General features: G+C 35.3%; 11 protein-coding genes. 9 read left to right on the top strand and 2 right to left on the bottom strand.

The window, feature by feature from the left end:
• Window positions 1-18: 18 nt before the first annotated feature.
• The 7 genes from IO90_RS15480 to IO90_RS15450 all read left to right on the top strand — a co-directional run bounded on the left by IO90_RS15480 (window position 19) and on the right by IO90_RS15450 (window position 6,427).
• Window positions 19-603 (top strand): hypothetical protein, encoded by a 585-nt coding sequence (locus IO90_RS15480; protein WP_034968480.1) that lies wholly within the window; start codon window positions 19-21, stop codon window positions 601-603.
• Window positions 600-1,322, top strand: a complete 723-nt coding sequence (gene kdsB, locus IO90_RS15475; RefSeq protein WP_034968477.1) for a 3-deoxy-manno-octulosonate cytidylyltransferase — start codon at window positions 600-602, stop codon at window positions 1,320-1,322. Before IO90_RS15480 ends, kdsB begins: the two co-directional genes overlap by 4 nt.
• Before the next feature lie 90 nt (window positions 1,323-1,412).
• The gene (locus tag IO90_RS15470; protein WP_034968474.1) at window positions 1,413-2,075 is read left to right on the top strand and encodes a hypothetical protein; all 663 of its coding nucleotides are present in this window, start codon (window positions 1,413-1,415) and stop codon (window positions 2,073-2,075) included.
• Between the two features lie 6 nt (window positions 2,076-2,081).
• Window positions 2,082-2,435 (top strand): MmcQ/YjbR family DNA-binding protein, encoded by a 354-nt coding sequence (locus tag IO90_RS15465; protein WP_034968472.1) that lies wholly within the window; start codon window positions 2,082-2,084, stop codon window positions 2,433-2,435.
• 199 nt (window positions 2,436-2,634) lie between these two features.
• A complete protein-coding gene (locus IO90_RS15460) occupies window positions 2,635-2,919 on the top strand; it encodes a hypothetical protein (RefSeq protein ID WP_034968470.1) in 285 nt (94 codons plus the stop codon).
• Window positions 2,920-2,993: 74 nt separating this feature from the next.
• Window positions 2,994-3,764, top strand: a complete 771-nt coding sequence (locus IO90_RS18515; protein ID WP_051878756.1) for a GLPGLI family protein — start codon at window positions 2,994-2,996, stop codon at window positions 3,762-3,764.
• 11 nt (window positions 3,765-3,775) lie between these two features.
• Complete coding sequence (locus tag IO90_RS15450) at window positions 3,776-6,427, top strand: TonB-dependent receptor (RefSeq protein WP_034968467.1); 2,652 nt, start codon at window positions 3,776-3,778, stop codon at window positions 6,425-6,427.
• Here the strand turns inward: IO90_RS15450 and IO90_RS15445 are convergent.
• Complete coding sequence (locus IO90_RS15445; RefSeq protein ID WP_034969363.1) at window positions 6,424-7,350, bottom strand: bifunctional riboflavin kinase/FAD synthetase; 927 nt, start codon at window positions 7,348-7,350, stop codon at window positions 6,424-6,426. The two genes, IO90_RS15450 and IO90_RS15445, sit on opposite strands and share 4 nt — an antisense overlap.
• A gap of 161 nt (window positions 7,351-7,511) precedes the next feature.
• Between IO90_RS15445 and atpD the strand changes: the two genes are divergently transcribed.
• Window positions 7,512-9,020, top strand: a complete 1,509-nt coding sequence (atpD, locus tag IO90_RS15440; RefSeq protein WP_034968464.1) for a F0F1 ATP synthase subunit beta — start codon at window positions 7,512-7,514, stop codon at window positions 9,018-9,020.
• 55 nt (window positions 9,021-9,075) lie between these two features.
• Window positions 9,076-9,357, top strand: coding sequence for a FoF1 ATP synthase subunit delta/epsilon (locus IO90_RS15435; protein WP_034968462.1), 282 nt, complete (start codon window positions 9,076-9,078; stop codon window positions 9,355-9,357).
• 407 nt (window positions 9,358-9,764) lie between these two features.
• Here the strand turns inward: IO90_RS15435 and IO90_RS15430 are convergent, their stop codons facing one another.
• Complete coding sequence (locus IO90_RS15430; protein WP_034968459.1) at window positions 9,765-11,957, bottom strand: B12-binding domain-containing radical SAM protein; 2,193 nt, start codon at window positions 11,955-11,957, stop codon at window positions 9,765-9,767.
• Between the last annotated feature and the right edge of the window lie 16 nt (window positions 11,958-11,973).

Genomic DNA, 11,973 nt, shown 5'->3' with positions numbered 1-11,973 from the left:
ATATAATTATCATCATAAATGAAGAATAAAATTTTTCTTGAAACCAAGTTTACTTTTTATTCATCAATAGTAATTATTCTATTAGTGATTTTATGTGTTTGGATTTCAGGATACCGATCTCATCATAGTTTATTTCAGAATTCTATCCTTTCAACTTCTATCCTTGCAGTTGCTTTTTTCATTTTTGTAAGTATAAGTTTATACGAAGGCATAGCTTTAAGAGATAATTTAGGTAAGATTTTCACCAAGGAAAATTTCACTAAAAATATAAAATCTACGTCTGACTACGCACCAGACGTAGATGTTCCAGATGTGGATGGAGATGGGCTTGTGGGTATTATTTTATCAATTTTTGCTTGGTTAGCTTTTACACTTTTAATATTATTATCACTGTATGTGGTCGGAGTGTTTTTCTGGTCGGTTTTTTTACTTTTAATCGCCATACTCTATTGGATTTATTTCAGAGCTTTACGGCTTATTTTTAAAAATTCAAAAAAATGTAAAGGCAATTTTCTAAAGAGCTTCGGATTAGGATTTTTCTATTCTGCTTTATACGTTTCTTGGATCTATGCATTAATCTTTTTATTAAAATTTATCAAATGAAAGTCATCGCAGTTATCCCTGCCCGTTACAATTCCACTAGATTCCCAGGTAAACTGATGGAAGTTTTGGGTAATAGAACTATTATTATAACAACGTATCAAAATGTTGTAGAGACTGGTTTATTTGATGAAGTCTTCGTGGCTACAGATTCCGAAATTATTTTTGATGAAATTTCCAAAAACGGAGGAAAAGCCGTAATGACAGGCGAACACGAGACTGGAAGTGATAGAATTGCCGAAGCTGTCCAGAACATCGATTGTGATATTGTCATCAATGTTCAGGGCGATGAACCTTTTCTTAAGAAAGAACCTTTAAAGCAATTGATTGACGTTTTTGCCAAGGACGAAAAGAAAGAGATTTCTTTGGCATCATTAAAAATTCAATTGAAAGAATCTGAGGAAATTAAGAATCCTAATAATGTGAAAGTCATCACAGATAATAATGGTTTTGCCTTGTACTTCAGCCGTTCTGTGATTCCTTTTCATAGGGAATTATCGTACAATGTCAAGTATTACAAGCACATCGGCGTTTATGCTTTTAGGAAAGAAGTTTTGCTTAAGTTTTCGTCTCTGGAAATGACACCTATGGAAATTTCAGAAAAATTAGAGCAATTGCGTTATTTGGAAAATGGAATGAAAATTAGGATGATAGAAACGGATTTCGTAGGAATCGGAATCGATACGCCGGAGGATCTGGAAAAAGCAAAAATGCTACTCTAACTGATTAATATCTTTTTTAGCACTTTTTAATATTTCCACAGAATCGATAACTTAATAAAAATCCTATCTTTGGATTCTTAAAAATTCTGAATGAAAAAAATAATTCTCATATTCTCCATTATATTTTCCATTTTCATTTCTGCCCAAACGGCTACAGAGATCATCGACAAAAACATCGAGAATTCTGGTGGCCTTACCAATTGGAAACTTCTGAACACGGTTCAAATCCAAGGAAGAGTTACACTCGGCGTGAATGACGAATATCCTATTAAAATCTATCAGCAACGTCCCAATCTCAGCAAAACAGCAATGGTTGTTGGCGGAAAAGAAACGCCCGTTGAAGGTTATGATGGGAAGAATGGATATGCGATGAATTATGCGCAAAACAAGCTTCAGCAGTACAATGACTATATTCCTGAAAACTTCGACAACGATTTTATTGATTGGGAAAACAAAGGTTTTGAAGCTAAATTTCTAGGGAAAGAAAAAATTAACGATCAATTCTATTTCAAGGTGGAATTGACGAAGAATGTCAACAAAACAATTTATTATTTCGATGTCAGAAATTATATGTTGTTTCGTGAGATCAAGAAAGATGAGATTCTGACCTATTCTGATTATAAAAAAGTAGGACAATTACTAATGCCTTACAGAATCGAATCGTCTTCACCTAAAAAGGATAGCGATTACGTGATGACTATCAATAAGATAGAAGTCAATAAGGAATTGCCGAAAAATACTTTTAAGTTTTAATTCATTATGGAAGCTGAGGAAATCCGCGAATATTGCTTAAGTAAAAAGGCAGTGACGGAAAGTTTTCCCTTTGACCTGGAAACCTTGGTCTTCAAGGTTGGTGGGAAGATGTTTCTTTTGATTTCCTTGGAACAGCATCCAGCAACATTCTCTGCCAAAGCTGATCCTGAATGGAGCGAGGAATTACGAGAAGAATTTTCTCAGATCAACGGTGCTTACCATATGAACAAAACGCATTGGAATTCAGTGGTTTGTGAAGGTTTGAAACAGGATTTGATTTTTCAATTGATTGACCATTCTTACGATTTGGTCTTCAAATCTTTGACTAAGAAAATCAGAGAAGAAATCAACAATTCTTAAAACTGAAATTCCACATTGTATAAATCATTCTATCAATTTCAGTGTAATTAATATTTGTAACTAATTATCTATAAGTAATTTAACATAATATATTCTCCAAAAAAAATTTGGATGTTATTTTTTTTTTTTTTAAGTTTGATAAATAATCAACAAAACATTTAAAAACAAAAATTATTAACAATCAAAACAAAATTTTATTATGAAAGAATTATTATTTGGGCTTTTGCTTACAGTTTGTGCTTCTGGTTTTTCTTATGGAAATACAATTATCGAGAATGAAGATCTTAAAAAAAATGAAGAATCTCAAAAGGTAGCAACATGCTATACCCAGCATATAGTTATTGTTGAAAATTCTTGCGGTGTATTTGAAGGACTTGAAATGGGCAGGCCGCAAGGAGTTGAATGTGGTGTGGGGCAAGCGCCTGGTTCCACAACTACGACGTATTCAAAAAAAGTTGTGCTTTCTTTGACTCCTTGTATGTAAATAGATTAGTTTAGAAAAAAAAAGTGACTATTTAATATTTAAATAGTCACTTATATTATAAAATATAACCAATAATGCAGAAAACTATCTTATTTTTTTTATTGATTTCGCAATGTTTCTACAGCCAGGTTTATTCTACACTTATAGAATATGAGTATAAATTACCGTTGCCAAACAATACTACAAAAGCATATCTATTATCTTCTAAGGAAAAAAATTATTTTTTCTTAAGTAGGCATGACAAAGGGTATAAAAGTTATGAAGATGTGCATGATAATTCTTCATTGCTCAATTCCAACTTTGTATATCTTTTTGATAAAAAATCGGAAGATTTCTATCAAACGTTGCCCTATTTTCCTCAACGCCCTAAAGAACTATCTAAACTAACAAAAGATAAAACAGAGGTTCCTATTTGGAAAATCTTGGGAGAAACAAAGAAAATCTTGGATTATGATTGTACAAAAGCTACAGCGGATTATCGAGGTAGAAAATGGACGGTGTGGTTTACAACGGATATCAATGGCGAAGTATTTCCTTGGAAACTGCGAGGACTTCCTGGCGCTATTTTGGAAGCCGAAGAATCTTCTGGTTTTTATGGCTTCAAATCTGTTAGGATTGTTAAAAACGGAAATTTTCTGCTTCCAAGGAATCATTCGGATTTCTTCGCTGAAAATTTAACTTCTGTAATAGATTATAAAGATGTAATTACTTTACAAAATAAAGTTTTACGGGAAAGACAAGAGAAAGAAATTGCCAATTCTCCGGCAGGAACTGTTTTTGGAGAGCCTGTACATTACAGAGAAGGAGAGTTAGAGAAAAGCTTTGAGTGGGAAAGGGAAAAATAAAAAAAAACTTAATGAAACAATTATCTTTATTGTTTATCTTTTTTTTCCTAAAAATCTCTGCGCAAACGAAAATCAAGGGTTTTGTACTGTCAGATGAGAACCAGCCGGTTCCCAGGGCAAACATCATCCTTTTCAATCAGAAAAATGAAATAGAAACTTTCGTCTTTAGTAATAAGGACGGAAGTTTTTCCATTTCCAGCAAAACAATGGGCAAGTTCCGGTTGCAGATTGGTGCACTTGGCTTTTTTCAGAAAGATATAGACTTAGAAATCAATTCCAAATCTGAAAAAGACCTTGGCAATATTACTATTGAGACAGACAACGTCAAAGAAATCAAGGAAGTCAGCATTACGAAGGATAAAAAGCTTCGCATCAAAAAAGATACAGTGGAGTATATCGCAGAAAGATTTTCTGACGGCACAGAAAAAAACGTGGAGGAACTCCTGAGAAAATTGCCAGGCATCACCATAGAAAGTGACGGGAAAATAAAGTTCAAAGATAGAGAAGTGAGCAAAGTGCTGGTAGAAGGAGATGATCTTTTTGAGAGAGGCTACCAAACACTTACACAAAATATGGCGACTAGTCCGGTAGAAAAAGTACAAGTGTTAACCAATTTTTCCAAAAACAAACTCCTCAAAAATATTGAGAATACAGAGCAGATTGCCATCAACCTTTCCCTTAAAGAAGATGCGAAAAGCAAATGGTTTGGTAGTACGCTCTTGGCTTCTACATCCTACAAAGAAGATATGCGCCAAGGAAAACTCAATCTGATGAATTTTTCCAAAAGGAGAAAAGTGTATTTCCTGATCAATGCCAACAATCTGGGCGTTAACGAGATGAATGGTGTACAATATCTAATCAAACCAAATTCTGATACTAGCAGTGAGAATATTGGCGTCAATATAAACACGCTTTCTCTGCTGAATCTGCATCAAAAAAATATGATGTTTGAAGAGAAAAGAACCAACTTTAATAATGATTTCTTAACTACTTTCAACTACATCTACAATTTCCGAAACGACTGGAAACTGGAGTTTGTGACGATTTACAATAAAACAGAAAACAGAAATTATGTGGACAGTTATTACAGATTCGATTATGAAAATGTGAGTTTTGCGAACACAGAATCCAAAGTCTGGAAACAGAAAAACAATAATATCATTGGAAAACTGGAACTTAGCAAAAGCTTCCGAAACAATTCTTCTTTAGAATTTTACAACAAAGTTTCATCTATCCAAGAAAATAACGATAATCAATTCTTGTTCAACGGATTACCGAATTTTCAAAATGGAAACAATAGACTTTTTTCAACAGAAAACAAATTGGTTTATACCAAAAAAATAGACTCTTCACAAGCTTTGGTAGCGGTGGCAAAAATAATCTACCAGAACAGACCTTATGATTTTACAGACCAAAACAATGTCGCATCCATTATTTCTAACAACGAAGATGCGAAGAGAATAAACCAAACCGTTGATTCTGAAATGCTGTTCGGCGGTGCAAAACTGACGTATCTCAAAACCTACTCAGAAGATAATAATCTAGAACTTTATGTGGCGGACGAATTCCGCAGAGATTTCCTTAACTCTGAAATGAAAATTTTGGATGCAAGTAATAATATTTTAAATTTTGATAATCAGGAATTTATAAACAAAATTGATTATCGTTTGAATAATTTCAACTTTCAAATCAAAAGAACTAAAACGTTCAATAAAAAATGGAAATTTGCGGGAATTCTTAATCAACAATTGCTCTCATCAGAATTGAATCAAGATAAAGAAACAGGATTTTACATCAATCCAAATGTTAATATTTCTTATGAAAGTAGGAAAGCGGGAAGCATTAGTTTGTTTGCTGGCAGGCGTTTTACGACTACAAATATTACTCAACTTTACAACAGTTATATCTACCAAGGTAACCGGAATTTTTCCAGAAGTGATGTTGGTTTTCAGGTTTTGCCAGATTATAACATTGGAATGTCCTACAATGTTGGTGACCAAATGTCAGAATATCTAAGCATCAATTTTTTTTATAATAGAAGCGAAAAGTATATTTCGAATAATATGATTGTAAATCCAGAGTTTACCTTTAACCAAAATATTTTGGTGAAGAACAACAATATGTTTTCTGCCAACACAGAACTTCGGAAATATGTGAGATTTATAAAATCCAGAATTAGTATTTTCAATAATTATATGAAATCCGATTATGAGAACAGCATCAATAATCAACCATTGATAAAATCTGTTTTCTCATCGTACAAAACTGGCTTGGAAATGAAATCTGGCTGGACAAAAAAAGTGAATTATGAGTTGGGATACGAATGGAATTTCAACAGAATCAACTCCGATGTGAACACAAATTCTTATTTGGATCAAAGAGGGTTTTTCAATATCTATTACAATTTTTCCTCAAGTTTTAAATTGCAATCCAATTTGGATTACTTCAAATTCGGAAATACAGCTCAGAAAACGACCAAGTTTCTGGATATTAAAATGGATTACAATTGGAAAGATTATAAAATTGATTTTTTCATTATGGCTAATAATCTGCTGAATGAAAATTCGATTCAACGTTATTCCATTAGCAACATCAGCGAAAGTTTGTTCACCCAAAGATTGTTGCCTAGAAATATTGTTTTCGGATTGAGAAAGAGTTTTTAGAATTGAAATTCCTCCGTCAATTTTTTATCCAAATCCAACTTTTCAATCAGTTTTTCCATTCCTTCGAATTTAATTTCATCATGGAGAAAATCTCGAAATTTCACTGTGATATCCTTGCCATAAATATCTTGGTCGAAATCGAGAATATAAACTTCGGTATGTAAAGATTCATTTTTGTCGTCAATGGTCGGATTGGTGCCGATGCTCAGCATTCCTTTGTAAAATTGATCATCGATGTAAACTTCGACAATGTAAGCACCACTTTTAGGCAACAGCTTATTGATAGGAACTTCGATATTTGCGGTTGGATAGCCAATCGTCCTGCCCAGTTTTTTTCCGTGAATCACTTTTCCGGTCAATGGGTAATTGTAACCCAACATTTCATTCGCATCAGTGATTCTGCCTTCTGACAAAGCAATTCGTATTTTTGTAGAACTAATATTGAGATCCTTAGTCTGAACAGCTTCCAATTGATTGACTTTAAAATCTAATTCTTTAGATAAAGATTTCAATAACTCAAAATTTCCGCTTTTGTTCTTTCCAAAAGTATGGTCGTGACCGATGATGATGTGTTTTACATTTAGTTTGTCAACCAAAACCTGTTCACAGAATTCGATTCCCGTAAGATTTCTGAACTCTTCATCAAAAGTTTTAAGGAAAATATTCTGGATTCCACTTCTTTCAAGCAATTCCAGCTTTTCTTCCAGTGTGTTGAGCATTTTAACATCATCATTCGGATTCAGGAATTTTCTTGGATGTGGCCAGAAACTTAGAATGGCTGATTCCAAATCTTCATTTTTGGCGATTTCATTCAATGCATTAATAATAGATAAATGCCCAAGATGAACACCATCAAACATTCCTAATGATAATGCCAGTGGGGTTTTGGAGTGATAATCGTTGAAATCCGTAATGATTTTCAAATGCTGAAATTTTTTGACAAAAAGTGATGCGTTTTGTCCGGCTAAAAATACACCTAAAAATGGTGTTGTCAATTGTTATGCAAATATGATAAAAATCTTTTTTTCTGACAATGCAGATATACAAAGTTTTATTATCTTTGCGCACAAGTAAAAATTTAGTAATGGCAAACCAAATTAAAGGAAAAATTTCACAAATTATTGGACCAGTTATCGATGTGGTCTTTAATGAAGTTGAACAATTACCAAACATATATGACGCTCTGGAAATCATCAAAAGCAACGGAGAAAAAGTTGTTTTGGAGGTTGAACAGCACATTGGCGAGGACGTTGTAAGATGTATCGCAATGGATGCTACAGACGGTCTTCAAAGAGGACAGGAAGTTCTTGGAACAGGTCAGCAGATCACAATGCCAGTTGGAGACGGCGTAAACGGACGTCTTTTCAATGTAGTAGGTGACGCGATCGACGGACTTCAGAACTTGTCCAAAGAAGGAGGTTTGCCAATCCACAGACCAGCACCAAAATTTGACCAGTTGACGACTTCAGCAGAAGTTCTTTTCACTGGTATCAAAGTAATCGATCTTATCGAGCCTTATGCAAAAGGAGGTAAAATTGGATTGTTTGGTGGAGCAGGTGTTGGAAAAACAGTATTGATCCAGGAATTGATCAACAATATCGCAAAAGGTCACGGTGGTCTTTCCGTATTCGCAGGAGTAGGAGAAAGAACGAGAGAAGGAAATGACCTCTTGAGAGAGATGCTAGAGTCAGGCATTATCAAATACGGAGACGAGTTCATGCACTCTATGGAAAATGGAGGTTGGGATCTTTCCAAAGTTGATCTTGAGGAAATGAAAGATTCTAAAGCAGCTTTCGTTTTCGGACAGATGAACGAACCACCAGGAGCAAGAGCTAGAGTAGCACTTTCTGGTTTGACATTGGCAGAATATTACAGAGATGGTGGCGAAACTGGACAAGGTAGAGATGTATTGTTCTTCGTAGATAACATCTTCCGTTTTACACAGGCTGGTTCTGAGGTGTCTGCACTTCTTGGACGTATGCCTTCAGCGGTAGGTTATCAGCCGACATTGGCATCTGAGATGGGTGCGATGCAGGAGAGAATTACTTCTACAAAAAATGGTTCCATTACTTCAGTACAAGCGGTTTACGTACCTGCGGATGATTTAACGGATCCAGCTCCGGCTACAACCTTTGCTCACTTGGATGCAACGACTGTATTGGATAGAAAAATTGCTTCATTAGGTATTTATCCAGCGGTAGATCCTTTGGCTTCTACGTCAAGAATCTTGGCGCCGGAGATCATTGGTGAAGAACATTATAACTGTGCTCAGAGAGTGAAAGAGATTCTTCAGAGATACAAAGCATTGCAAGATATCATCGCGATCCTTGGTATGGAAGAACTTTCTGAGGAAGATAAATTGGTAGTTTACAGAGCTAGAAAAGTTCAGAGATTCTTGTCTCAGCCTTTCCACGTTGCTGAGCAGTTTACAGGTCTTAAAGGATCATTGGTAGACATCAAAGACACCATCAAAGGATTCAATATGATCATCGATGGAGAATTGGATCAGTATCCAGAGTCTGCTTTCAACTTGAAGGGAACTATCGAAGAAGCTATCGCAGCAGGACAAAAATTGTTAGCAGAGAACGTTTAATTTGCGGATTGCTGATAGCCAATAGCTATTTGCCAAAAGCTAAAAGCCAATTAAAATGAATATAAAAATTTTAACTCCGGAATTTGTGATCTTTGAAGGCGAAGTAGAATCAGTTCTTCTTCCTGGTAAAAGCGGGCAATTCCAAATCTTTAAAAATCACGCGGCAATCGTTTCTGCTTTGGTTGGTGGAAAAGTGAAGATCTATACTGACAAAGTCAATGGTTCTTTCGAAAAATATTTGACCAAAGAAACAGAAGCAAAAAGCGCTTACTCTTACGAGATCAAAAGTGGTGTTTTAGAATTCAACAATGATAAGGGGATTATTCTTTGCGAGTAACATTCCAATTCATATAAAATCAAAATCCCGGAAAGCAATTTTCGGGATTTTTTGTTTTAAGTTTCAGGGAAAATCTATTTGAGCAAGAGACGAAGTTCCGGAATATTGGTAATTATTTGACTAAGTCAAATCACTTCGTTAGGTTTGGGCAGCTTTATCCGCCTTCCACTCCCAATCTTTTTTGCAGACGACTTCTGTCTAAATAGAACTCGAAGACAAAGCAAAAAAGGATTTCCGTTCAAGTCGGGCTGCAGCTTCGCAAAATCGAACATTTGTCTTTAGATTCACATTTTCAATAAAATTGAAGTTCCCAAAAAACACAATTTTCAAATCATTTAAAAAGTCCCAACGGGACGACCGATTTCCCAGCATAGGAATTTATTCCTATGAATTATAACATTAAATTTCTAAAGCGAAAGAATCACCCCATTTTCCTTCAATTGTTGCAAAGGTTTCGAAAACCAGAACAATTCAAAATCTTCAAAGCTATTTTCAAAATCAGTTTTCAGTTGCAACAAACTCAATTTCTTTCCATTTTCAATTGCGTTTTCATTGAGGATTCTGATCAGCCAATGCGCTTGTTCCTTAGCCAATTCAATCTTCAAAATATTGGTTTTCAAATGAAAAGTCAATTGAGAAAGTTCCCACGAATTTCCTTTTTTAGTTTTAATAAAATCTTCAGCGATCACATTTTTTTCCAGGAAAACAACTTTGGAATTCGGCTTAAAACTGAAATTTTCCTCCTCCAAAAGCGAGTCGTGAATATAATCCGGATGAATGGTAGTTCGAGGAATTTTAAAATCAAACCAACTTTGCAACGGCATTTCAAAATTGATTCCGTGCATATAATTGAACAAGGATTTCTTCAATCCAAAACTAAATTTACTATGATCAATTCCCGTTTTGTCTGTAAAATCAATGTCATTGTTAGCGAACAAAATTTCCTGCTTCACTGGGATCACACCATATTCCTCAGGATTGATTCCGACAGGTGAGTGCGCCGTCATAGCAAACTGATGCCAAAATCCACTCTGCAAAATTCCCATTTCGAAAAGCTGGCGCACCATTTCCAACGAATCCACCGTTTCCTGAACCGTCTGAGTCGGGTAGCCATACATTAAATAGGCGTGAACCATAATTCCAGATTCGGTGAAATTTCTTGTCACTCTCGCGACTTGATCTACGGAAACGCCTTTGTCTATTAATTTTAACAATCGATCACTTGCGACTTCCAATCCACCGGACACAGCCACACAACCTGAAATCTTCAGTAGAAAACAAAGATCTTGCGTGAAACTTTTTTCAAAACGAATATTCGTCCACCAAGTCACAACAAGATTTCTTCGTAGAATTTCCAATGCTACTTCACGCATCAAAGCTGGAGGCGCTGCTTCATCCACAAAGTGAAATCCGGTTTCGCCAGTTGTTGCAATCAGTCCCTCCATTCTATCAACCAAAATTTTGGCAGAAACAGGCTCATAAAGTCTGATGTAATCGAGAGAAATATCGCAAAAGGTACATTTTCCCCAATAGCAACCGTGCGCCATTGTTAGCTTGTTCCATCGGCCATCGCTCCACAAACTGTGCATTGGATTGGCAATCTCGATGACGGAAATATATTTGTCTAATTGCAGATCGGAATAATCAGGCGTTCCGACTTGTGCTTGTTTATAATCGTGTTTTGTGGAATTGTTTTTATAATTAACTTCTCCGTTTTCAATTAGAAAGGTACGTTTTAAAGTAGCCTCAAAATCCTCTGTCTGACAAACATTCTCATAAACGAGTTCAAGAGGCAATTCGCCGTCATCCAAAGTGATGAAATCCACAAATTCAAAAACCCGTTTGTCTTTGACCTCGCGAAGTTCTGTATTAGGAAAACCGCCACCCATCGCCGTTTTGATATGCGGATAATGTTCTTTGATGAATTTGGCACAACGAAACGCAGAATACAAATTCCCTGGAAAAGGAACGGAAAAACAAACCAATTTTGGTTGAATCAACTCAAGCTTTTCTCGAAGGATTTTTAAAGTAAAATCATCTATAAAAGTCTGATCATCACTTAATTTTGAATATAATTCATCAAAAGAATTCGCGCTTTTTCCTAATCGTTCTGCATATCTGCTGAAACCAAAATCCGAATCCACATTTTCGACAATATAATCGGAAAGATCTTCTAGATATAAGGTTGCCAAATGTTTCGCTTTGTCTTGCAAACCCATATTTCCGAAAGCAAATTCCATATCATCTAACTGATTGAAACGAGAAGCTTCGGGCAGGAAATTCATCGAACAAATTTGTCGCGCTAAAGTTGGATTTTTATTTTGTAGAAAAAGGATGACCTGATCGATTGTTTTGACATATTCATCGCGTAAAGCAAAAATACGCTGAGAATTTTCAGAAATAATTTTGAGGTCAATCTCATTAGAAAAAACCTTCTGAATCCCTTCCTTTGAAAACAACTGCAAGATTACTTCAATCCCCAAATCGATTTGATAGCTTGATATATTTTTGGTATTCAAGAAACCTTTGATATAAGCCGTCGCCGGATAAGGCGTGTTGAGTTGCGTGAAAGGAGGCGTGATGAGAAGAATATCTTTCAAAAGAAATTTTTTGCAA

Source organism: Chryseobacterium sp. FH1, assembly GCF_000735135.1.
In the GTDB taxonomy this organism is placed as follows: Bacteria; Bacteroidota; Bacteroidia; order Flavobacteriales; family Weeksellaceae; genus Epilithonimonas.
The sequence above is the reverse complement of the archived record's forward strand: the minus strand, read 5'-3'. Positions and strand labels throughout refer to the sequence as shown.

Excerpts from the sequence above, each read along its gene's own strand:
- IO90_RS15480 (WP_034968480.1), top strand. The coding sequence starts at position 19 with ATGAAGAATAAAATTTTTCTTGAAACCAAGTTTACTTTTTATTCATCA.
- kdsB (WP_034968477.1), top strand. The coding sequence starts at position 600 with ATGAAAGTCATCGCAGTTATCCCTGCCCGTTACAATTCCACTAGATTC.
- IO90_RS15470 (WP_034968474.1), top strand. The coding sequence starts at position 1,413 with ATGAAAAAAATAATTCTCATATTCTCCATTATATTTTCCATTTTCATT.
- IO90_RS15465 (WP_034968472.1), top strand. The coding sequence starts at position 2,082 with ATGGAAGCTGAGGAAATCCGCGAATATTGCTTAAGTAAAAAGGCAGTG.
- IO90_RS15460 (WP_034968470.1), top strand. The coding sequence starts at position 2,635 with ATGAAAGAATTATTATTTGGGCTTTTGCTTACAGTTTGTGCTTCTGGT.
- IO90_RS18515 (WP_051878756.1), top strand. The coding sequence starts at position 2,994 with ATGCAGAAAACTATCTTATTTTTTTTATTGATTTCGCAATGTTTCTAC.
- IO90_RS15450 (WP_034968467.1), top strand. The coding sequence starts at position 3,776 with ATGAAACAATTATCTTTATTGTTTATCTTTTTTTTCCTAAAAATCTCT.
- atpD (WP_034968464.1), top strand. The coding sequence starts at position 7,512 with ATGGCAAACCAAATTAAAGGAAAAATTTCACAAATTATTGGACCAGTT.
- IO90_RS15435 (WP_034968462.1), top strand. The coding sequence starts at position 9,076 with ATGAATATAAAAATTTTAACTCCGGAATTTGTGATCTTTGAAGGCGAA.